At 69.5% G+C, this 20,122-nt stretch carries 22 protein-coding genes; 8 read left to right on the plus strand and 14 right to left on the minus strand.

Annotated features, from left to right (window positions below):
* Positions 1-8: 8 nt before the first annotated feature.
* Both JK358_RS27805 and JK358_RS27810 read left to right on the plus strand, forming a co-directional pair.
* Positions 9-1,358, plus strand: a complete 1,350-nt coding sequence (locus tag JK358_RS27805) for a M20/M25/M40 family metallo-hydrolase (RefSeq protein WP_201953139.1) — start codon at positions 9-11, stop codon at positions 1,356-1,358.
* Entirely contained in the window at positions 1,355-2,887 is a 1,533-nt protein-coding gene (locus tag JK358_RS27810; protein ID WP_201953142.1) for a YfcC family protein, read from the plus strand. The genes JK358_RS27805 and JK358_RS27810 overlap by 4 nt, the downstream gene beginning before the upstream one ends.
* Here the strand turns inward: JK358_RS27810 and JK358_RS27815 are convergent, their stop codons facing one another.
* From JK358_RS27815 to JK358_RS27825, 3 genes are all read right to left on the minus strand, one after another.
* The gene (locus JK358_RS27815) at positions 2,888-3,403 is read right to left on the minus strand and encodes a DUF3558 domain-containing protein (RefSeq protein WP_201953146.1); all 516 of its coding nucleotides are present in this window, start codon (positions 3,401-3,403) and stop codon (positions 2,888-2,890) included.
* Positions 3,400-3,903, minus strand: a complete 504-nt coding sequence (locus JK358_RS27820; protein ID WP_201953149.1) for a DUF3558 domain-containing protein — start codon at positions 3,901-3,903, stop codon at positions 3,400-3,402. Before JK358_RS27820 ends, JK358_RS27815 begins: the two co-directional genes overlap by 4 nt.
* 81 nt (positions 3,904-3,984) lie before the next feature.
* The gene (locus tag JK358_RS27825) at positions 3,985-4,977 is read right to left on the minus strand and encodes an LLM class F420-dependent oxidoreductase (RefSeq protein ID WP_201953153.1); all 993 of its coding nucleotides are present in this window, start codon (positions 4,975-4,977) and stop codon (positions 3,985-3,987) included.
* Positions 4,978-5,162: 185 nt separating this feature from the next.
* Here JK358_RS27825 and JK358_RS27830 point away from each other — a divergent pair, with 185 nt between their 5' ends.
* Complete coding sequence (locus tag JK358_RS27830; protein ID WP_201953156.1) at positions 5,163-5,852, plus strand: dienelactone hydrolase family protein; 690 nt, start codon at positions 5,163-5,165, stop codon at positions 5,850-5,852.
* Here the strand turns inward: JK358_RS27830 and JK358_RS27835 are convergent.
* Positions 5,814-7,076, minus strand: a complete 1,263-nt coding sequence (locus tag JK358_RS27835; RefSeq protein WP_201953159.1) for an MFS transporter — start codon at positions 7,074-7,076, stop codon at positions 5,814-5,816. The two genes, JK358_RS27830 and JK358_RS27835, sit on opposite strands and share 39 nt — an antisense overlap.
* Complete coding sequence (locus JK358_RS27840) at positions 7,076-7,717, minus strand: GntR family transcriptional regulator (RefSeq protein WP_201953162.1); 642 nt, start codon at positions 7,715-7,717, stop codon at positions 7,076-7,078. The genes JK358_RS27835 and JK358_RS27840 overlap by 1 nt, the downstream gene beginning before the upstream one ends.
* Before the next feature lie 117 nt (positions 7,718-7,834).
* On the opposite strand from JK358_RS27840, the gene JK358_RS27845 reads away from it, so the two are divergent.
* Positions 7,835-8,299 carry a PaaI family thioesterase gene (locus JK358_RS27845; protein ID WP_201953164.1) on the plus strand — a complete coding sequence of 155 codons (465 nt, stop codon included), beginning with the start codon at positions 7,835-7,837 and terminating at the stop codon, positions 8,297-8,299.
* A 36-nt stretch (positions 8,300-8,335) separates the two neighbouring features.
* Here JK358_RS27845 and JK358_RS27850 read toward each other — a convergent pair whose 3' ends face one another.
* The 5 genes from JK358_RS27850 to JK358_RS27870 form a co-directional block, all read right to left on the minus strand.
* A complete protein-coding gene (locus JK358_RS27850; RefSeq protein WP_201953168.1) occupies positions 8,336-8,731 on the minus strand; it encodes a hypothetical protein in 396 nt (131 codons plus the stop codon).
* A gap of 102 nt (positions 8,732-8,833) precedes the next feature.
* Complete coding sequence (locus tag JK358_RS27855) at positions 8,834-9,637, minus strand: SGNH/GDSL hydrolase family protein (RefSeq protein WP_307817771.1); 804 nt, start codon at positions 9,635-9,637, stop codon at positions 8,834-8,836.
* A gap of 93 nt (positions 9,638-9,730) precedes the next feature.
* Entirely contained in the window at positions 9,731-10,744 is a 1,014-nt protein-coding gene (locus JK358_RS27860; RefSeq protein WP_201953171.1) for an NADP-dependent oxidoreductase, read from the minus strand.
* Positions 10,725-11,297 (minus strand): TetR/AcrR family transcriptional regulator, encoded by a 573-nt coding sequence (locus tag JK358_RS27865; protein WP_201953174.1) that lies wholly within the window; start codon positions 11,295-11,297, stop codon positions 10,725-10,727. The genes JK358_RS27860 and JK358_RS27865 overlap by 20 nt, the downstream gene beginning before the upstream one ends.
* Positions 11,298-11,328: 31 nt before the next feature.
* A complete protein-coding gene (locus tag JK358_RS27870; protein ID WP_201953177.1) occupies positions 11,329-12,021 on the minus strand; it encodes a type 1 glutamine amidotransferase domain-containing protein in 693 nt (230 codons plus the stop codon).
* Between the two features lie 120 nt (positions 12,022-12,141).
* Here JK358_RS27870 and JK358_RS27875 point away from each other — a divergent pair, with 120 nt between their 5' ends.
* Positions 12,142-13,104 (plus strand): LysR family transcriptional regulator, encoded by a 963-nt coding sequence (locus JK358_RS27875; RefSeq protein WP_232852013.1) that lies wholly within the window; start codon positions 12,142-12,144, stop codon positions 13,102-13,104.
* Positions 13,094-14,050 carry a non-homologous end-joining DNA ligase gene (gene ligD / locus JK358_RS27880; protein ID WP_201953179.1) on the plus strand — a complete coding sequence of 319 codons (957 nt, stop codon included), beginning with the start codon at positions 13,094-13,096 and terminating at the stop codon, positions 14,048-14,050. The genes JK358_RS27875 and ligD overlap by 11 nt, the downstream gene beginning before the upstream one ends.
* Positions 14,051-14,062: 12 nt before the next feature.
* On the opposite strand, the gene JK358_RS27885 is transcribed toward ligD, so the two are convergent.
* The gene (locus JK358_RS27885; protein ID WP_307817772.1) at positions 14,063-14,659 is read right to left on the minus strand and encodes a TetR/AcrR family transcriptional regulator; all 597 of its coding nucleotides are present in this window, start codon (positions 14,657-14,659) and stop codon (positions 14,063-14,065) included.
* Between the two features lie 71 nt (positions 14,660-14,730).
* On the opposite strand from JK358_RS27885, the gene JK358_RS27890 reads away from it, so the two are divergent.
* On the plus strand, positions 14,731-16,284 hold the full coding sequence (locus JK358_RS27890) for an MFS transporter (RefSeq protein WP_201953181.1): 1,554 nt from the start codon (positions 14,731-14,733) through the stop codon (positions 16,282-16,284).
* Here the strand turns inward: JK358_RS27890 and JK358_RS27895 are convergent.
* A complete protein-coding gene (locus JK358_RS27895; protein WP_201953183.1) occupies positions 16,237-17,274 on the minus strand; it encodes an Lrp/AsnC family transcriptional regulator in 1,038 nt (345 codons plus the stop codon). The genes JK358_RS27890 and JK358_RS27895 overlap by 48 nt on opposite strands.
* 146 nt (positions 17,275-17,420) lie before the next feature.
* Between JK358_RS27895 and JK358_RS27900 the strand changes: the two genes are divergently transcribed.
* Positions 17,421-18,584 carry a lactate 2-monooxygenase gene (locus JK358_RS27900; RefSeq protein WP_201953185.1) on the plus strand — a complete coding sequence of 388 codons (1,164 nt, stop codon included), beginning with the start codon at positions 17,421-17,423 and terminating at the stop codon, positions 18,582-18,584.
* 14 nt (positions 18,585-18,598) lie between these two features.
* Here JK358_RS27900 and JK358_RS27905 read toward each other — a convergent pair whose 3' ends face one another.
* Together JK358_RS27905 and JK358_RS27910 are read right to left on the minus strand one after the other, a co-directional pair.
* Complete coding sequence (locus tag JK358_RS27905; RefSeq protein WP_201953188.1) at positions 18,599-19,456, minus strand: 3-hydroxyacyl-CoA dehydrogenase; 858 nt, start codon at positions 19,454-19,456, stop codon at positions 18,599-18,601.
* Positions 19,453-20,094, minus strand: coding sequence for a TetR/AcrR family transcriptional regulator (locus JK358_RS27910; protein ID WP_307817773.1), 642 nt, complete (start codon positions 20,092-20,094; stop codon positions 19,453-19,455). Before JK358_RS27910 ends, JK358_RS27905 begins: the two co-directional genes overlap by 4 nt.
* Positions 20,095-20,122: the final 28 nt, after the last annotated feature.

The raw sequence follows: 20,122 nt of genomic DNA on the forward strand, positions 1-20,122 counted from the left end.
ATGGGGCTATGTCTCTGCGCCAGGATCTGCGTGGCACTGTCGATGGGCTGCTACCCGAGCTGAAAGCACTGCTCGAGCAGCTGGTTTCCATACCCTCGATCGCCTTCCCGGATTATCCGAGGGAGCATGTGCAGCGGGCGCACGATCTTGTTGCTGATGAGTTGCGCAAATCCGGCGTAGCCGACCTTCAGGTTTTGACCCTGCCGGAGACCGCGCCGGTGATCTACGGCCGGATCCCGGCTCCGGAGGGCGCGCCCACCGTGCTGCTGTACGGGCACTACGACGTGCAGCCGTCGGGGGACGAAAGTCTGTGGAACACACCGCCGTTCACGCCCACGGAGCAGGACGGCGCGATCTACGGGCGCGGCGCGGCGGACTGCAAGGCCAATGTGGTCGCCCATATCGGGGCGCTGCGGGCCTACGGCGGGAAGCCGCCGGTCGGGGTGACCATCGTGATCGAGGGGCAGGAGGAATACGGCTCGGCCTTCGACGACTATCCGGCCGAGCATCCGGACCTGTTCCAGGCCGACGCGCTGCTCATCTGCGACGCGGGCAATATCCGGGCGGGCACGCCCACACTGGTGACCGCCCTGCGCGGGGTGGCGGATGTGTTCGTGGAGGTGCGGACGCTGGCCGCGCCGGTGCACTCGGGGCAGTTCGGCGGCGCGGCCCCCGACGCGCTGCTGGCGCTGATGGCGGGGCTGGCCACCCTGCACGATGCCAAAGGCGATGTGGCGGTGCGGGGATTGCGCCGGGACAAATGGGCGGGGGCGAACTACACCGACGCCGAGTTCGCCGAAATCACGGGGATGGCACCGGGAATGCCGCTGCTGGGCAGCGGGCCGATCGGGGAGCGCATCTGGTACGGGCCCGCGATCACGATCATCGGGCTGGACGCCCCGCCGGTGAAAACCGCTGCCTCCGCGGTGGTTCCGTACGCGCGGGCCTATCTGAACGTGCGGGTGCATCCCGAGCAGGATCCGGCGCAGGGGCAGCAGGCGGTGATCGAGCACCTGCGCAAGGTGCGGCCCTTCGGTATCGAGCTGACCGTCACCGGCGGCGATGTCGGGTCCGGATTCGCCGCCGGCACAAGCGGTCCCGCCTACGCCGCCATGCGCGAGGCCATGGCCAAGGCCTGGGGTGCGGATGTGGTGGATTCCGCCATGGGCGGCTCCATCCCGCTGACCAACGCCATGGCACAGGCCAATCCGGGCGCGGAGGTGCTCATGCTCGGCGCGGAGGACGGCAAGGCCAATATCCACGGCTACAACGAGCGCGTGCTGGTGAGCGAACTCGCCGCCACCGCGCTCGCCGAGGCCGAATTCTTCCAACTCTTCGCGGACAGGATGCGCAGTTGAGCGACGCCAAGGCAGCGGAACCCACGCAGGCGCCGAAAACCGAATCGACGAAACCCGAACGGAAATGGTCGTTTCCGTCCACCTACACGATCCTGTTCGGGGTCACGCTGCTGGTGTGGCTGGCCGCCTTCGTGATTCCGCCGGGCCGCTACGACACCGATGCGGACGGGCGGCCCATCGCGGGGACCTATCACCGGCTGGTGGAGACCCAGAGCTTCGGCGAGCGGCTGCGGGATCTGTTCCTGGCCCCGGTCAACGGCCTCTACGGCATCCAGGATGACAAGGGGCGGGTAGGACCGGATCTGTCCGGCGAATTGTACGGCGCGGCAGCGGTTTTCCTGTTCGTGCTGGCGGTGGGCGCGTTCATCACCGTCGCCTTCGCCACGGGTGCGCTCGACAGCGGCATCGGCCGGCTGGCCTATCGGCTGCGCAATCGGTCGGCACTGCTGATCGTCGGCATCATGGTGGTGTTCGCGACGGCCGGCACGATCGAGGGCTTCGCGGAGGAGACCCTCGGCTTCTACGCCCTGCTGGTCCCGCTGACCCTGGCGCTCGGCTACGACCGGATGACGGCGGTGGGCACCATCATCCTGGGCGCGGGCGTGGGCGTCATGTGCGCCACCGTGGACCCGTTCGCCACCGGCACCGCCTCCTCGGCGGCGGGCATACCCATCGGCGACGGCATCGTGCTGCGCGTGGCCATGCTCATCGTCTGCACGGCGGTCACGGTCGCCTATGTGCTCTGGTACGCCCGCCGCGTCAAAGCCGACCCGGACCGCTCGCTGTCCGGCTGGCAGCCCGGTGACCGCGACGTGAAAGCCGAAGACCACGAACCGGATCCGCTCACCCGCCGCCAATCCCTGGTGCTGTGGCTGGTCGGCGCGACCTTCGCCTTCATGATCTTCGCCATCATCCCGTGGTCCGAGGTCCTCGAGGGCCCCGAGGCGCGGCCCTACACCTGGGAGCTGGGCTGGTACTTCCCGGAACTCACCGCCCTGTTCCTGTTCGGCGCGGTGTTCATCGGCCTGGTCGGCGGACTCGGTGAAGGCCGCATGTCCGAGGCCATCGGCAAGGGCTTCGGTGATTTCGTGGGCGCGGGCTTCGTCATCGTGCTGGCCCGCGGCGTCACCGTCATCATGAACAACACCGACATCACCAGCACGGTGCTGCACGCCCTGGAGGGTCTGGTCACCGGCACCTCCTCGGCCGGTTTCGCCATCGCCGTCTACCTGGTGAACATCCCCCTCGCCTTCCTCATCCCGTCCACCTCCGGCCACGCCACCCTCGCCATGCCGATCATGGCCCCCCTCGCCGATTTCGCGAATGTGCCCCGCTCCCTGGTGGTTACGGCCTGGCAGTCCGCCTCCGGCTGGGCGAACCTGGTCACCCCTACCACCGCCGTGGTCACCGGCGGCATCGCCCTGGCCAAGGTGCGCTACGACCGCTACGTCCGCTTCGTCGCCCCGCTCATGGGCATGCTGCTCGTGCTCACCTGCGCCTTCGTCGCGGTCGGCGCGTGGCTGGGCTGATCAGACGGTGCGTTCCAGGGTGAATTCCATGAGGGTGCGGGCGGTTTCGCAGGGATCGGCGGTGCCCTGGACCCACCAGGTGATGGCGCCGTCCCAGGCGGCGGCGACACCGCAGGCGGGTGGGGTGCCGGGGCGGCGCTGGGAGAAGGCCGTCGCCCCCTGCACCGTCATGGGGGTGAGTTCGTAGCCGAGTTCGCGGGCGGTTTGTTGTTCGTGGCCGAGGGAGCCGTTCTCGAACCAGGCGAAGGTGACGTCGACCATGCCGCCGGTGGCGGGAACCTTCCACATGCACACCGCCCCATGGAAATACGATTCCGGGTAGCCGTCGCCGCCTACCGCCTCCTTGATCTGGGTTTCGGTGACGGTTTCGCATTCGCGCAGCAGTCGGTCGAATTGCGCTGCCGCGGAGGGCGATACGTTCGTGCCGTCGGAGGCGTCCGGGAGCTTCGCGGAGCAGCCGCCGATGAGGGCGCTCGCCGCGAGGAGGGCGGCGAGGCCGAGCGGACGGGCCCTCATCCGCGGGACCGTTCGAGGGTGAGGCCGGCCAGGGTACGCAGGGCGTCACAGGGTTCCGCGCCCGGACCGGCGATCAGCCAGTGGAAGAAGTCCGCGCCGTCCTGCACCGCGCCCTGACAGAGCTGGGTGTCGTTGGCGGTGAAGCCGGGGTGGCCGTCGATCTCGAGGTCGCCCATATCCTTGCCGGACACCTTGGCCACGGTGCGTTCGCGTTCGATCGGGCTGCCGCGGTACCAGGTGAACATGACCCGCAGTTCGCCGCTCTGCGATTCCCACCGGCATTTGATTCCGTTGCGCGCGTAGGCGACCAGGTTCGGGAAGCCGGTGATCTGCCGGACCTCGTCGTCGGTGAGGCCGCCGCATTCGCCGAGGAACGCGCCGGACGCGGCGGGCGCGGAGCGGGTGGTGGTGGCCTCGCCCGCTCCGTCGTCACCGGAGCAGGCGGTCGCCAGCAGGGCGGCGACGAGCGTCAGCCCGGCCGCATGCACGATCCTCTTCACCAACGATCCCCCCGTTTCGGGCTCGAATCGGTTGTGCCGCAGAATTCCCCCAGATTCTACGGTGCGAGCCCGGTGTCGCGGTCAGCGGAGGGCGGGGATGACCTCGCGTTCGAACAATTCGATGCCGGAGGTGTCGTACGCGGATTCGGGGAAGTTGAAGATGCCGTAGCCGAGCCCCAGATCGCGCAGGCGGGTGAGGTTTTCGAGCACCTGCGCGGGGGTGCCCACCGCCGGGCTGGAGCGGAACAGATCCTTCACATGGGTTGCGGCGGCCTCCGCGCCGAGGTAGGGGGTCAGGCGCTGCTCGAGGGCGGTCAGCCGGTCCTCCAGGTCGGCCGCACCGGCGCCGATCACGGTATTGAAGTTGGCGGAGCGGGTGATCGCGTCGAAATCCGTTCCGGCATCGGCGCAGTGGGCGCGCAGCAGCTCGGACTTGCGGGCGAACTCCTCGGGGTCGGGGGAGAAGTTGGTGTACTGCGCGTACTTCGCGGCGATGCGCAGCGTCACCTTCTCGCCGCCGCCCGCGACCCAGATCGGAATTCCGCCCTCCTGCAGCGGAAGTGGGCGCACGATCGCGCCGTCCACCTGATAGTGCTTGCCGTCCAGGGTGGCTGTGCCGGTGGTCCACGCCTGTTTGAAGATCTGCACGCCCTCGTCGAGGCGGGCCAGGCGTTCACCGGCGCGCGGGAAACCGTAACCGTAGGCGCGCCATTCGTGCTCGTACCAGCCCGCGCCGATGCCCATCTCGACGCGGCCGCCGGAGATGAGGTCCACGGTGGCGGCGACCTTGGCCAGGTAGGCGGGGTTGCGGTAGCTGATGGCGGTGCACATCTGGCCGAGGCGGATGCGCGAGGTGGTCGCGGCGAAGGCGGACATCAGGGTCCACGCCTCGTGGGTGGCTTCGTCGGTGGGGATGGGGACGGTGTGGAAGTGGTCGTAGACCCACAGCGATTCCCATGCCGCGTCGGCGTCGGCGCGCTGGGCCAGGTCGCGCATCACGCCCCACTGTGCCGCCGGGTCGATGCCGACCAGGTCCAGACGCCAGCCCTGGGGGATGAAGATGCCGAAACGCACCACTGTCTCCTTCGGTTCGAGGAACGATCCGCAAGCACTGTCGTCGGCCTGCGCGGCGGTGGCAACCTTTGTGCGCCCGGCGCGTCGAATTCCGGTCCGGCGCGGCCTGACTGATTGTCTGAGACGGGCTACCATAATTCCAGCAGCGGTGGGGCTGCGTCTCGGACGAACGGGAACGCTCAACGATGAGCACGATCGAACTGACCGCGCCCGACGGGGCGATCGACGCCTTCGAGGAAACCCCGCGAGGGGATGGACCGTGGCCGGGGGTGATCGTCCTGCACGACATCACCGGTGTCGGAGCCGATACCCGGCGGGTCGCCCGCAAGATCGCGGATCGGGGCTATCTCGCACTCGCGCCGGATCTGTTCTCCCGCGGCCGGGTCCGCTGTGTGCCGACCGTCCTGCGGGATGTCATGGCGAACCGGGCAGGGGTCACCACCCGCGATATTCACGCGGCGCGCGAATATCTGGCGGCGGACGAGCGCTGCACCGGCAAGGTCGCGGTGGTCGGCTTCTGCCTCGGTGGCGGTTTCGCACTGCTGGTAGCGCCCCAGGGGTTCGACGCGGCGGCGCCGTTCTATCCCTCGGGGCGCGGGAATTACGAGCAGATTCTGCGCGGCGCGTGCCCGGTGGTGGCCAGTTACGGTGCGCTCGATCCGATCAATGTCGGGCGCGGCCCGAAACTCGAACGGGTGCTGAACGGGTACGGGATCGACAATGACGTGAAGGTCTATCCGGGTGTCACGCACGGCTTCGCCAATGTGCTTCCCGGCGACTCGGTGATCAAGGTGACCGGTCTGGGCTACAGCGAGGATGCGGCGCAGGACGCCTGGTCACGCATCTTCGCGTTCTTCGACCGCCACCTGAGGTGAAGCCACTCTCGATACTCGCAGGATCGCGGTGAGGCTGGCCGTGGCGGCAATCGCCAAGGCTGCGAACATGATCGGGTAGGTCAGGCCGAGGCCGTCGTGCAGCACGGCCATCACGGCGGGTACGCCGAAGCCGAGGTAGGCGACCGCGTAGAAGACGGCGGTCAGGCCGGCCAGGTCGTCGGGACGGGCGATGCGCTCGATCTCGAGTAGCCCGGCCACCAGGCCGATGCCGAATCCCGCGCCCAGCACCACGGCGGTGGCGATGGTCAGCCAGAGCGTCAGGGCGGCGGAAGCTGTGGCGGCCAGGGCCATTCCGGCGATCACCAGGGCCACGCCGAGCGCGGCGATCCGCACCGTTCCGGGCCGGTCGATGCGCCGCGCCACGGTCTGCATGCCGAAACCGCAGCCCAGGGTGATGACGGTGATCAGCGCCGAGAACGCGATGGGCGCGCCCTGCACCTGCGGCATCATGAGCGTCGGCATAATGGCGTACGCCGTTGCGGCGGAGGTGAACAGCCAGATCGCGATGGGCAGCGCCACCATCAGGAAACGCCGGTGCCCGGCGGCGGGCACCTTCAGATCGTCCAGTAGTCGCTGTGAGGTCTCTTGTGGCACAGCGGTTTCCGGTGCGCGCAGCACCCACGCCGCGGCGGCCAGGCACAGCGCGACATTGATCAGGTAGGACAGTGAGTCCGGCCAGGGCGCCCACTGCGCCAGCACGCCCGCCACGCCCGCGCCGATGGCGAAGCCGCCGGTGAGGCACATGGCCGAGCGGCGAGCCCCGGTGCCGGGCAAGGTTTCCGGTGCGAACGGCGGCTGCGAGAGCTCCTTGAGCCAGCTGCTGCCCACCGCCATGGCCAGGCCCAGCGCGACGCCGGAAAGCACGCGCCCGGCGGAAAGCATCGGCACGGAATCGGATCCGAAGGCCAGCAGCAGCGAACCCAGCGCCGCGACGAGCGGCGCGGGCCGCATGAGCGGCCGCCGCCCGTAGCGGTCGGAGAGCGGCCCGCCGATCACCAGCGCCGGGACGATGCCGAGCACGTACTCGAACAGCAGCAGGTCCACGGTGGTGACGGGCAGGCCGTCGCGCTTGTACATGACCAGCAGCGGCGTGAATTCGTTTCCGCCCCAGGCGATCGCGACCATCGCCGCGGCCACGCCCCACCAGGCTCCGGTGGAGCCGCGGATCCCGCGCGCCGGGGCGGCGGTGGTCAGGGTCGCCATCACAGTCCTCGCAATTCCACGCCGTGCACGTCGGTCAGGTGCTCGGCCAGGGCGGTGGCGAACCCGTCGCTGTCGCCGGCCTCGATGAGTTCGGCCAGGCGCGTGTGCTGTTCGATGATGCGGGTGGCGTCCTTGGCTCCCCGGCGCAGCGCGTCGCTGTTCATTCGCCGCTGGCGTTCGCGCAGGGAGTCGTAAAAGCCTGCGAGCAGCGGGTTTCCGGCGGCGATCACGAACTCGCGATGGAAATCGGCGTCCACGACCGCGAATTCGTCGAGGTCGGCGGTGGCCACGAGGTCGCGCTGGCGGTCCAGCAGGGCGCGCAGCCGTGCCATGAGCGCGGTGCGATCGACGCCCGCGAGGGCGCGCACCGCGCCCGTCTCGACGAGGTACCGCGCCTGGGTCACGTGCTCGGCCTCGTGCGAGGGCACCGGTACGACCAGTGCGCCGCGTTTGGGGTAGAGCTTCATCCAGCCCTCGGTCTCCAACCGGAGGAAGGCCTCCCGCACCGGGGTGCGGGAGGTGCCGAGCGCGGTGGCGATCTCGCCCTCGCTGATCAGTTCGCCCCCGGGGATCTCCCCGCTCAGGATGCGTTCCTTGACCTCGCGATAGGCGCGCTCGGCGGATGAATACGTCTTAGACACAAGTTGTACCCTAGGCCCGGCCGCCGGTGGATTTGCCGGGATGTGGCTGGATTCACTCGGCGGCCACGGGTATGACACTATTGGCGTGCTGTCAGTAAGTTGGACGAGGAGGTCCGCATGGCGAACGACGCCACCCCGCCGTTGAACGTGATCGTGAACGGCGCCCTGGAACACACCATCCCGATCGCGCACAAGATGGGCGTCGAGGCGGTCGAGGTACGCCGCGGCTTCGCGTCCGCCAAGGTCCCGGCCGAGGGCAACGGCAATCACTTCGGCGTCATCTACGCCGGTGTGCTGTTCACCGTGGCCGAGATCCTGGGCGGTGCCATCGCCATTGCCAGCTTCGACACCGCGAAGTACTACCCGCTGGTCAAGGACCTGCACATCTTCTTCCGCAAGCCCGGCAAGACCGATGTGGTGGCCGAGGCCGAGCTGTCCGAGGACGAGATCGCCCGGATCGCGGAGGAGGCCGACCTGAAGGGCAAGTCGGACTTCACGCTCAAGGCCGTGGTCAAGGACGCCAACGGCGTCGTCGTGGCCGAGACCGAGGGCCTCTATCAGCTTCGCGCCCACGGCAGGTAGCCGCGCCGGGGGAGGCCCGCGCTCCGGGCCTCCCGGTCAGGCGATGACCAGCACGCCCTCACAGCCGGTGCCGAGGCTGCCCGGCCACTGCGAGCCGGTCACCTTGAACCGGTGCACCCCCGGCCCCGGCGTACCGAGGTCCACCTTGGTGGTCACCGGTACATAGGTGTCGGGCAGCGCGGTGTGCGTGCCGTGCGAGGGCATGTCGAAATTGGCGTCGTCGGTGAAATTCGACGAGGTGGTGATCTCCAGCGTGGTCGGCATGCCGGAGCGTGCCAGCAGAGTCGTCTTGCTGCACTTGCCTTTCGAATAGTCCAGCACGATCCGCTGCGAATCGGCCGAGGCCGACGGCGCGGCGACCGCGCCGCACAGGCCCAGGACAGCGGTGGCCAGGACTACCGTGCGGATGGAGCGCGTCGAACCGGTGTGCACGGGCGAAACCCCTCTCGATGAGTCGATGGCATTGCGCGAGAACGTCGAAGATAATGCCGTTACCAGCGACTTTCCGCCCGCGCGACACGAGGGATTCGGGACCTAACTCGAGATGACGTCCCCGACCGGCAGCGGATGCGGGCGTTTCGGAACCCGCCGGTCGCCCGAGGACTTGCCCTGCAATCGGTGCATGGCCCACGGCACCAACGCGGTCGCCACCCAATTCACCTCGGCCAGCGCCATTCCCACGATGCCGCGATCGGGCAGCGCCGGAATCAGCGGCAGCGTCCAGGTGTCGTTGCTGCCGGGCAGGCCCAGCGCGTGCGCGAAGGCATCGGCGATGCGCTCGTGCCCGAGCGGACTGCAGTGCAGCCGATCCGGACTCCACAGCCGGGGATCGGCGACCACCGGATGATGCCCGACCTCGGCGATCAGCACCCCGTGCCGCTCGGCCGCTGCCCGCACCCGCGCGTTGAACGCGGTGATCCGCCCGCGGATCGGCCGCGTGATCGGAATGACCCGTGCCACATCGGGAAATGTCAGCGTGGCCACCGCCGTGCCCTGCGCGGTGAGCGCCGCGAACATGGCCTCCACGTGTTCGATCACCTCGTCGGCGTCGAATGTGGGCCGCAGCAGATCATTCATGCCCGCCACCACCGTGGCGAAATCCGGGCGCAGCGCGAGCGCGGGATCGAGTTGCTGGGCGCGGATCTGGCGGGCGAGTTTGCCGCGCACCGCCAGATTCGCGTACTCCAGTCGCGGATTGGCGCGGGCCAGGTGTTCGGCGAGCCGATCCGCCCAGCCCCGCAGGCCGGTGAGATCGTCGCCGTCGCCGACGCCTTCGGTCTGGCTGTCGCCCAGGGCGACGTAGCGCCCGTATCGGGTGGGCACAGTTCGGGTTGTCACAGCGCTTGTCTCCACATGGCTCGGCCCGTACCGGTAAGCCCGAATTGTCTCGCGGCAGGGGCGGACTCGGCCAGCGCTACCCGGTGACCATTGTCAGACGTGCAGGAGACGAACCAGCATCTTTCCGGTGTTGGCGCCGTTCATCATGGCCCCGAAAGCGTCGAGGGCGCGCTCGATGCCGTGCTCGACGGTCTCCTCGGTGCGCAGCGTGCCCTCGGCGAGCATCCCGGCCGCCTTGCCGATCCATTCGGGCGCCTGGTGCAGGTGATCGCTGACATTCATGCCGCGCAGGGTGATTCGCTTGCCGATCGCGAGCGGCAGGTGGCGGGGTCCCGCCGGGAGTTCGATGTCGTTGTAGACGGAGATGGCCCCGCACAGTGCGATCCGGCCGAAGCGGTTCATGGCGACGATGGCGGCGTCGAGGTGATCGCCGCCGACATTGTCGAAGTAGACGTCGATGCCGTCCGGCGCGGCGGCGGCGAGCTGGGCGTGGATATCGCCCTGCCGGTAGTCGATGGCGGCGTCGAACCCGAATTCGCCGAGCAGGCGGGCGGTCTTCTCGGGTCCGCCCGCGGAGCCGATGACGCGGGACGCGCCCAGCTGCTTGGCGATCTGGCCCGCGACCGAGCCGACCGCGCCCGCCGCGCCGGAGATGAAGACGACATCACCCGCGCGTACGGGGGCGACCTCGGTGAGGCCCGCGTAGGCGGTCAGACCGGTGGTGCCGAGTACGCCGAGGTAGGCCTGTGCGGGGGCGAGCGCGGTGTCCACGAGCTGTACGGCGCCGGCGTCCAACAGTGCGTACTCCCGCCAGCCCGCGAAGTGGGAGACGTTCGCGCCCACCGGGATTCGCGCATCACCGGAGGCGATCACGGTGCCGACGGCGCTGCCGGTCATGGCCTCGCGCAGGACGAACGGCGGAATGTAGGACTCGACGTCGTTCATGCGGCCGCGCATGTACGGATCCACCGACAGCCAGTCGTTGCGCACCAGCACCTGCCCCGGACCGGGATCGGCGACGGTGACGGTGGCGAGTTCGAAATCGGTGGTCTTCGGCTCGCCGACGGGGCGGGCGATCAGACGCCATTCACGGCTGGTGACGGTCATTGTCGTTGTCCTCCAGGGGTTTCGGGGATGTGGGGGTGAGGCCGGTGAGTACGGTCTCGGTGGCCGGGCGCAACAGGTCGGTGCGATCGGCGGCGAGCAGTCCGACGGCCAGGGCCAGCAGCACCTGGGCAGCGTCGGCGGGGCTGTCGCGGACCGCCCCGGTGAGGGTCGCGGTGAGCAGGGCGTGCAGGTCGGCGGTGTAGGCGCGGCAGATATCGCCGCTGACCCGGGCCTGCTCGTCGAGAAGTTCTGCGGCGTGCGGGGATTCGGCGAACGGGCCGCGCACCAGTTCGACCTTGGCGGCGAGGATGCCGTGCACGCGGTCGAGCAACGGCGCGTCGGAGGCCGCCGCCGTGCGGGCGTGCGCGAGAGCCTGATCGTGCAGGCGGTCGGCGAGCCTGCGCACGGCATCGTCCTTGTTGCGGACGTACTGATAGACCGCGGACCGGGAGACGCCCATCTCGGCGGCGATGTCGTCCATGGTGGTGCGCCGCGCACCGTAGCGCCGCAGGCAGCGCAGGGTCGCGTCCAGGACGTCGGCGGTGCGGTTCACGGTGTCTCCCGGTGAAGTGGATCGCGCTGGGTCACAACGCTTTCAGGAGTTCGGCCGCCAGCGGGGCCGAGGAAGCCGGGTTCTGGCCGGTGTAGAGATTGCGGTCGATCTCGAGGTGCGGGGCCCAGGGCTCGCCCGCGCGGAAGTCGACGCCCAGCGCTACCAGGCGGTCCTGGAGCAGCCATTTCGCCTTGTCGGCGAAACCCGCCTGGGTTTCCTCGGCATTGGTGAAGCCGGTGGCGCGGTAGCCCGCGAAGGGGGACCTGCCGTCGGCGTCGGCGGTGGCGAGCAGGGCGGCGGGAGCATGGCAGACGATGCCGAGCGGCTTGCCGGAGGCGAGGGCGGCATCGAGCAGCCGGCCCGAATCCGCGTTCACGGCAAGGTCTTCCATGGGGCCGTGGCCGCCGGGGTAGTAGACGGCGTCGTAGTCGGTGAGCGCGACGTCCTCGAGCCGGATCGGGTGGGTGAGCTCGGTGGCCCGCTTCAGCAGAGCGGCGATCCGCTCCGCGCCCGCGGGGCCGCCGTTGACGTCGGGGGCCAGGCTGCCGCCGTCGACGGTGGGGACCGCCGCGCCGGGGGTGGCGACGACGATCTCATGACCCGCGGCCCGGAACGCCTCGTACGGCGCGGCGAACTCCTCGGCCCAGTAGCCGGTGGGGTGCTTGCTGCCGTCGGCCAGGGTCCAGTGGTCGACGCCGGTCATGACGAACAGGATTTTCGCCATCGTGTGCTCCTCGCGTGAGTCGGATGCTTCGGCGGCCTGACGTTCCGTATGCGATTCGTCAGTTCGTCACGGGGACTACGCTAGGGACGCGGTCATCGAATGACCAATAGAATCGCCTATATGAGCTATAGGCAGGCCGATGGGTCCATGGATCTGGCCCAGCTGCGCACATTTCTGGCCGTCTACCGCGCGGGCTCGATCACCGCGGGTGCGGCGCAGGCCGGACTGTCGCAGCCGACGGTGACGACGCAGCTGCAGACCCTGGAGCGGCAGCTCGGCGGGCCGCTGTTCGAACGGCTGCCGCGCGGGGTCGCGCCGACGCCCGCCGCACACGATCTGGCCGCGCGGGTGGCGGGACCGCTGGACAGTCTGGCCGCCGTCACCGGTGGCGCGCGCAGCGACGGCGTGCCGGTGGCCGAACCGCCCGTGCTCCTCGGCGGTCCGGCCGAAATGCTTGCGGCGCTGACACTTCCGGCGCTGGCCGGACTGGTGGACGAGGGCGTCCGGCTCACCGTGGCCACCGGGCTGGCCGATGATCTGCTGGCCGATCTGCGGGTCGGCAAGCTGGATCTGGTGGTGTCCACGATCCGCCCGCGGGGACGGACCGTGCTGGCCGAACCGCTGGCCGATGAGGAATTCGTGCTGGTCGCGGCTCCTGCCGTGGCTGCCCGGATCGATCGGGAGCGACTGCGCGACCACGATCTCACGGCGCTGGCCGGTATCCCGATCGTCAGCTACGCGGCGGATCTGCCCATCCTGCGGCGGTATTGGCGGCACGTCTTCGAGACCCGGCTGGAGGCCGAGCCCGCGGTGGTGGTCGGAGATCTGCGGGCGGTGCTCGCCGCGGTGGTCGCCGGGGCCGGGATCAGCGTGCTCCCGCGCTACCTGTGCGCGCGGGAGCTGGCCGCGGGCGGGGTGGTCACCCTGCTGGATCCCGAGGACGCGCCGATCAACACGGTGTTCCTGGCGCGGCGGGTCGGTGGACCCGCCCGGCCGCACGTCGACCGGGTACGGGCCAGGCTGCTCGACGAGGCCCGGGTGTGGCGGGCCTGCGAGCACGTATGGTTGGGCGATGGGCGGTGAAGAACTGCGCGAAGGCGTCAAGCTGACCAATCTGGACGGCCCGCTGTTCGACGGCGCGGACGCGACCAAACGGGATCTGATCGACTATCTGGCGGCGGTCGGGGAGCGGATGGTGGCCCATCTGCGCGGCCGGCCGCTGTCGGTGGTGCGGGTGCGGCCCGGCCAGGAGCCGTTCATGCAGAAGAACCTGCCCAAGTACACCCCGGAATGGGTACGGCGCGTAGCCATCTGGGCGGATGCCTCCAAACGCGAGGTCACCTACGCGCTCTGCGACGATGTGCGGACGCTGCTGTGGTTCGGGAATCAGCGGGCCATCGAATACCACGTGCCGCTGCTGCTCGCGGATTACGCACTCGGGCAGACACATCTGGTGATCGATCTGGATCCCCCGGCGGGGGAGGATTTCCGGCTGGTGGTGCGCGCCGCCGAACTCGTGCGCGAGGCCCTGCGCGCGGACGGGCTCGCCGGAGCGGTGAAGACCAGCGGTTCGAAGGGCCTGCACATCTTCATCCCCATCGAGCAGGGCTATTCGATGGAGGATGCCGCCGCTGCCACGCGCGCCATCGCGGTGCGGGCGGAGCGGCTGGATCCGGAGCTGGCGACCACGGCGTTCATTCGAGAAGACCGGGGCGGCAAGATCTTTCTCGATTCCACCCGCTCGGGCGGGACCACGGTGGTGGCCGCCTACAGCCCGCGGATCCGGCCCGGGGCGACCGTGTCCTATCCGGTCGCCTGGTCCGATCTGGGCTCGGTCGAGTTGCGGGACTTCACCATTCGCACCGTGCCGGGGCTGATCGGCGCCGGGGATCCGTGGGCGGCGGAAATGCCCGCCGCGCAGAAGATTCCGGCCGATCTCCTCGAACACGGTCACACCATTCCCGTTGCCCGGGTGCAGGCCATGCACGAGGGCAAGCGCCGGGCGCGGGCCAAAAGGGATTCCGAATAGCTCTGCCTGGCTTCAGGTTTCGCGGCTCGAGCGCCGTGCGGTCAGCCAATCGTCCGCCAGCTGTGCGCATTCGGTGCGGGTGATGGAGGGCAACCCCGCCAGCTTGGCGAACACCATCGGCCCGACGAGCTGCGCCATGGCGAGCCCGGTGTCGAAATCGCCCAGCTCCTCGTGGATTTCGGCCTCGTCCAGGAGCCGGTCGAAGGGTTCGCGGTAGTGCTCGATCACCCGCTCGCGCAGGTCGGCCACGGTGCGTGACTGATCGGTGGGGTGCTGGGTGCTCATGGCCAGCCAGGCCAGCGTGGCCAGTTGGAGCGGGGCCTCGTCGATTCGGGCGGATTGACGGGCCAGCAGTTCGATCAGCCGATCCCGGAGCTCCCCGCCCGGCGGCGGCGATTCGACGGGCGGCACCAGGCGCTCGAAGGTCGCGGTTAGCAGGTCCGCGGAGTTCTCGAAATTGCGGTACAGGGTGGTGCGGGCAACCTTCGACATCCGGGTCACCGCATCGATCGTGACCGCCTGCACCCCACCGGATTTCAGCAGGGTGGTGGCGGCATCGAGCAGGCGGGTGCGCGAGCGCTGCTTCCGGGGGTCGATGTCGTCGGGCACGGACTCTATTCTACAAACAATACTGATGGTAGCGTTGCGCTACCTTTGGTTTCGTTTCATCGGGAGGTCCGATGGTGTCCACCGAACAGGTCGCGGCATCGCGGCTCTCCCGCGCGCAGGGGTGGATGCTCGCCGTGTCCTGCCTGGCGGTTGCGCTGGTGGTCGCGGCCATGGCGGCGCTGTACTCGGCGCTGCCGCAGATCGCCGCCGAAACCGGTGCGACACAACAGCAATTGACCTGGGTAGTGGACGGGTACACGCTCGCGCTGGCCTGTCTGGTGCTGCCCGGCGGTGCGCTGGGGGACCGGCTCGGGCGGCGGCTGGTGCTGATCGTCGGGCTGAGCATCTTCACCGCGGGTTCGCTGGTGCCGCTGATCGTCGACGGTCCGCTCTGGCTGATCGGCGCGCGCGCCGTGTCGGGCGTGGGCGCCGCCCTGGTCATGCCCTCGACACTGTCGCTGCTGACCGCGAGTTTCCCGGAGCATCGACGCGGGCAGGCCGTCGGCGTGTGGGCCGGAGTCGCGGGATCCGGTGGGGCGCTGGGCATTCTGGGGTCCGGGCTGCTGCTGCAGTGGTATTCCTGGCAGACCGTGTTCATCGGGATGTCCGTCGCCGGTGCGCTGCTGCTGGCCGCCGGGTGCACCGTGTCGGAATCCGTGGACGGGGAGCGGCCCGCCTTCGACGTGCTGGGGGCGGTGACGGGTGCGGCCGCAGTGGGACTGATCGTGGTGGCGGCCATGGAAGCGCCGACGCGAGGGTGGTTGTCGCCGTGGACGATCGGCGCGTTGGCCGGCGGTGTGGCCGCCGCGGCGGCGTTCACCGTGGTCGAGCTGCGGGCCGCGCATCCGCTGCTGGATGTGCGACTGCTGCTGGATCGTGGGTTCGGAAGCGGCACGCTGTCGCTGATGGTCCAATTCCTGGTCACCTTCGGCGTTTTCATGCTGCTCGTGCAGTACCTGCAACTGATCGTGGGGCTCGGTCCGCTGGCCTCGTCGCTGGCGATCGGGCCGATGGTGCTGCCGCTGGTGGTGGTGTCGCTGTTCTCGCCGTGGCTCGCGACGCGTTTCGGGTTGCGGGTGGTGACGTTCGGTGGGCTGGTGATCGTCGGCGCCGGACTGCTGCTGGTGGCGCGGCTGGAGGTCTCCTCCGGCTACTGGAATCTGCTGTGGGCCTTGCTGATCATGAGCACCGGCATGGGACTGTGCAGTGCCCCGGCCACGGCGGCGATCGTGGCGGGGACACCGGTCGAGAAGCACGGCGTGGCGGCGGCCGTGAACGATGCCGCGCGGGAAGTCGGTGCTGCGCTGGGGATAGCGATCGGCGGCAGTGTGCTGGCGGCCGGGTACGCGGACCGGATCGCCCCGGCCCTGCCACACCTTCCCGAGGCCGCGCGCGGACCCGTCTCGGATTCGGCGGCCGCCGCGCTGCAGGTGGCCGAGCGGGCGGGGCCGCAGGGGCAGCCGCTGGTGGATTTCGCCGAAGCGGCTTTCATGCACGGGTTCCACCAGTCGTCGGTCGCGCTGGGCAGTGCCGCGCTGGCCGGAGCGGTGCTGATCGCGGCGTGGGCTCCCGGGCGGTCAGCGGGCGGGGTCGCTCCAGACGTCGGGCGCGACGACGGCGAGTGAGCGGCCCAGCGGATCCAGCACGCGGCCGAGCAGTTTGTCGTGCCGCAGGGTGACGGCCCGCTCGGTGATGCGTAGTTCGGGATGGTCTGTGGCGAGCTGGGTTTCGAAGCGCAGCACATCGGCCACGGAATGCAGGCTGGCCTGGAGTGCGAGGTTGTGGGTGCCGCTGACGGCGGCGCAGTTGCGGGTCTGCGGCAGGGCAACCAGGGCGTGGCCGATGCGCCGCAGATCGACGGCGGGGGCGGTCGCCCAGAAGGTGACCGCCACCGGCCACCCACCGAGCGGGCGGGCGAAGTCGCAGCGGAAGCGCAGCAGGCCGAGCCGGGTCAGTTCGTCCATACGGCGCTTCACCGTGGCGGCGCTGACGCCCAGCGCGGCGGCCAGGGCGGCGTGGGTGGCGCGGCCGTCCCGCGCCAGCAGGCCGAGCAGGGCGCGATCGGCGTCGGTGACCCGGGTGCGGTCGCGGGGCGGAGTGGGTGCGGCGGGCGGGGCGGCGAGGCGGGTGCGCTGACCGGGGGCCAGGGCGTCGATGCGCCAGTCACCGCCCTCGGTGAACATATGCGTGATCAGGCGGCTATGGACGCCGGTGATGTGGGGGAGGGCGGGCAGGATGTCGAGGGTGTAGCGGGACATGGCGGCCAGGTCGCGGGTGGCGACGGTGGCGAGGATCTGGTGGGCGCCGGCGGCGCGCTCGATGGTGAGCATATGCGGGTGCTCCGCCAGTTCCTGTGCGACGGAACCGGTTCGGCCCGCGGTGCAATCGATGTGCAGGTAGGCGGCGCAGAGGTGGTCGAAGAGTTTCGGGCCGGGGGAGATGCCGACCCAGGCTTCGTCGCGGGCGCGCAGCCGCTGCCAGCGCCGGGCCGCGGTGACGGGGTCTACGCCCAGGGCATGGCCGAGTTCGGCCCAGGAGGCGCGGGGCCGGAGCTGCAGGGCGTGGATGAGCACCAGTTCGTCTTCGCTCAGCAGTTCGGCATGATCCTGCACCACGGCGGCTTCCTGTGCTCGTTTCCTGCAAATCTTCGGGAGTGATCGGTTGATCCTGCACTCTAGCGAGAGGCGGGGTGCCTCCACGCGCGAGGGGAGGCTCTCAGGGGCTACGCTCCCGAACCCCCGGAAACCAGGAGGTGCGAGTCATGCCGTTCGGCGACTTCCAGAACGAGATCTACTTCAACGGGTTGCGGGGCGTGGTGCCCGCGTACCCGGTGGCCTTCGCGGAGTTGAAGGAGCGGGCGCAGGCCGCCATGCCGCCCTCGATCTGGTCGTATGTCGCGGGTGGTGCGGGCGATGAGCGCACGCAGGATGCCAACGTGACGGCGTTCGAGCAGTGGGGGCTGGTGCCGCGCATGTTCGTGGGCGCCAAGGAGCGGGATCTCTCGACCGAGCTGTTCGGAATGCGGCTGCCCGCACCGGTTTTCCTGTCGCCCATCGGTGTGATCGGGCTCTGCGCGCAGGACGGGCACGGGGATCTGGCGACGGCGAAGGCGGCGGCGCGGACCGGGGTGCCGATGGTGGCCTCGACGCTCATGGTGGATCCGCTGGAGGAGGTGGCGGCCGAATTCGGCGATACGCCAGGGTTTTTCCAGCTGTACACGCCGACCGATCGAGATCTGGCCGCCAGCCTGGTGCAGCGCGCCGAGCGGGCCGGATACAAGGGCATCGTCGTCACGCTCGACACCTGGATCACCGGGTGGCGACCGCGCGATCTGTCCACGGGCAATTTCCCGCAGCTGCGCGGCCACTGTCTGGCCAACTACTTCAGCGATCCGGTTTTCCGTGCGGGACTGGCGAAGTCGCCGGAAGAGGATCCGCAGATGGCGGTGCTGAAGTGGATCGGTGTCTTCGGAAACCCGCTCACCTGGGACGACCTGCCGTGGCTGCGGTCGCTCACCGATCTGCCCCTGATCGTGAAGGGCATCCAGCATCCCGATGACGCTCGGCGGGCGGTGGATCTGGGTGTGAACGGCATCTACTGCTCGAATCACGGTGGCCGCCAAGCCAATGGGGGACTGCCCGCGCTCGATGTGCTGCCGGAGGTCGTGGCGGCGTCCCAGGGCGTGCCGGTGCTCTTCGATTCCGGCGTGCGCAGTGGCGCCGACATCATCAAGGCGCTCGCCCTGGGCGCTTCGGCCGTCGGCATCGGGCGGCCCTACGCCTACGGTCTGGCCCTCGGCGGCGTGGACGGCATCGTGCATGTGCTGCGCTCACTGCTCGCCGAGGCGGATCTGATCATGGCCGTGGACGGCTATCCGACGCTGAAAGACCTTACCGCTGAGGCTCTTCGGCAGGTGCGGGTGTAACCCGTGCGGGTGCGTCAGGAGTACTTGTAGAAGCCCTCGCCGGTGGCGATTCCGAGCTTGCCCTGGTCGATGTAGTTCTCCTTCAGCCATTTCGCGAGCCGCTGGGCGTTCTCGTCGCCGTTGACGAGGATGTTGTAGGGGGTGGTGAGGCCGACGACATCGAGAATCTGGAACGGGCCCGCGGGCGCGCCGGTGCCGATGCGCCAGGTCTTGTCCACGGCCTCGGGTTCGGCGTAACCGCCTGCGGCGAGCGCCATTCCGGCGTTCAGCAGGGGCACCAGGAGTGAGTTGAGGACGTAGCCGGCCTTCTCCTTGCGCAATTCGATGGGCACCATGCCGATGGCGGAGGCGAAATCCACCACGGCCTGGTAGACGGCGGGGTCGGTGTCGGCGGTGCCCATGATCTCGGCGGTGTTGTAGTGCCACACCTGATTCGCGAAGTGCAGGGCCAGGAATCGGTCCGGGCGGCCGGTGAAATCCTTGATGGCGCTGGGCAGCAGGGTGGAGGAGTTGGTGGCGAAGACGGTGCGTTCGGGGGCGAGCGCGCCGAGCTTCTCGTAGGTCTCCTGTTTGAGGGACAGCACCTCGGGAATGGCCTCGATCACCAGGTCGGCGTCCGAGACCGCCTGCGCCAGATCCGAACTCAGGCCGATGGCCTCGGCCACCCGCTCGGCCTTGCCGTCGCCGCCGCCGGGCACCTCGTCGCGGTAGACGGCCGCGAGCTTGTCGAAGCGGCCCTTGGCGGCGGTCAGCGCGTCGTCGTCGATGTCGTAGGCGATGACGTCGAAGCCGCGGAAGGCGGTCTGGAACGCGATCTGCGATCCCAGCACGCCGGTGCCGAGCACCGTCACCTTGCGGATGTCGATGGTCATGGATTTCCTTCCGGTTGTGCGGTGAGGGTGGCGAAGAACCCGGCGATGATCTGTGCGGTCTGGCCGCGTAGATCATCGCGGGCGTCGTGGCCCGGATGCGCTCCGGTGGCGGGCTGGGCCAGGGCCAGGTGCAGCACCGCGAAGATGCTGCGGCCGGCCAGCCGGGCGTGGGCGTCCAGGTGGGCGCAGGTGCGGCCGCGTTCGCGGGCGGCGCCGGCCAGCAGTCGCGCGATCAGGTCCTCGAGCTGTTCGACCAGGGCGAGGCCCTCGGCCCGGTACTTCTCGGTGGGTGCGCCGAACAGCAGTTCACGCTGGTAGGCCACGGTGTTCTCGGTGCTGCGCTCGGCGGCCGCGGCAATGGGTTCGAGCAGGGCCCAGATCGATTCCACCGGGTCGGCGTGTGCGGCCGCCTGCCGTGCGCCGAGTGCGAGCGCGGCGCGCAGGTCCTCGTTGTAGATCATGAGCAGTAGTTCGCCCTTGGAGGACGCGTACCGAAACAATGTTCCCGCAGCAATTTCCGCGCGATCGGAGATCTGCTGGGTGGTGACGGTGGCGAACCCGTGCGCTGCGAAGAGGGTCGCGGCGGCGTCGAAGATGCGGGCCTGTTTGTCGACCACCTTCTGTACTCGACGGCTCACCGCAGGACACCTCCGCTGCTCATGAAAA

Origin of the sequence: Nocardia acididurans (genome assembly GCF_016741815.1) — a bacterium.
Classification (GTDB): Bacteria; Actinomycetota; Actinomycetes; order Mycobacteriales; family Mycobacteriaceae; genus Nocardia; species Nocardia acididurans.

Bases quoted from the DNA above. Each gene is read 5' to 3' on its own strand.
- JK358_RS27805 (WP_201953139.1), top strand. From the start codon at position 9: ATGTCTCTGCGCCAGGATCTGCGTGGCACTGTCGATGGGCTGCTACCC.
- JK358_RS27815 (WP_201953146.1), bottom strand. From the start codon at position 3,403: ATGAGGGCCCGTCCGCTCGGCCTCGCCGCCCTCCTCGCGGCGAGCGCC.
- JK358_RS27830 (WP_201953156.1), top strand. From the start codon at position 5,163: ATGAGCACGATCGAACTGACCGCGCCCGACGGGGCGATCGACGCCTTC.
- JK358_RS27835 (WP_201953159.1), bottom strand. From the start codon at position 7,076: ATGGCGACCCTGACCACCGCCGCCCCGGCGCGCGGGATCCGCGGCTCC.
- JK358_RS27845 (WP_201953164.1), top strand. From the start codon at position 7,835: ATGGCGAACGACGCCACCCCGCCGTTGAACGTGATCGTGAACGGCGCC.
- JK358_RS27860 (WP_201953171.1), bottom strand. From the start codon at position 10,744: ATGACCGTCACCAGCCGTGAATGGCGTCTGATCGCCCGCCCCGTCGGC.
- JK358_RS27870 (WP_201953177.1), bottom strand. From the start codon at position 12,021: ATGGCGAAAATCCTGTTCGTCATGACCGGCGTCGACCACTGGACCCTG.
- JK358_RS27875 (WP_232852013.1), top strand. From the start codon at position 12,142: ATGAGCTATAGGCAGGCCGATGGGTCCATGGATCTGGCCCAGCTGCGC.
- ligD (WP_201953179.1), top strand. From the start codon at position 13,094: ATGGGCGGTGAAGAACTGCGCGAAGGCGTCAAGCTGACCAATCTGGAC.
- JK358_RS27890 (WP_201953181.1), top strand. From the start codon at position 14,731: ATGGTGTCCACCGAACAGGTCGCGGCATCGCGGCTCTCCCGCGCGCAG.
- JK358_RS27900 (WP_201953185.1), top strand. From the start codon at position 17,421: ATGCCGTTCGGCGACTTCCAGAACGAGATCTACTTCAACGGGTTGCGG.
- JK358_RS27905 (WP_201953188.1), bottom strand. From the start codon at position 19,456: ATGACCATCGACATCCGCAAGGTGACGGTGCTCGGCACCGGCGTGCTG.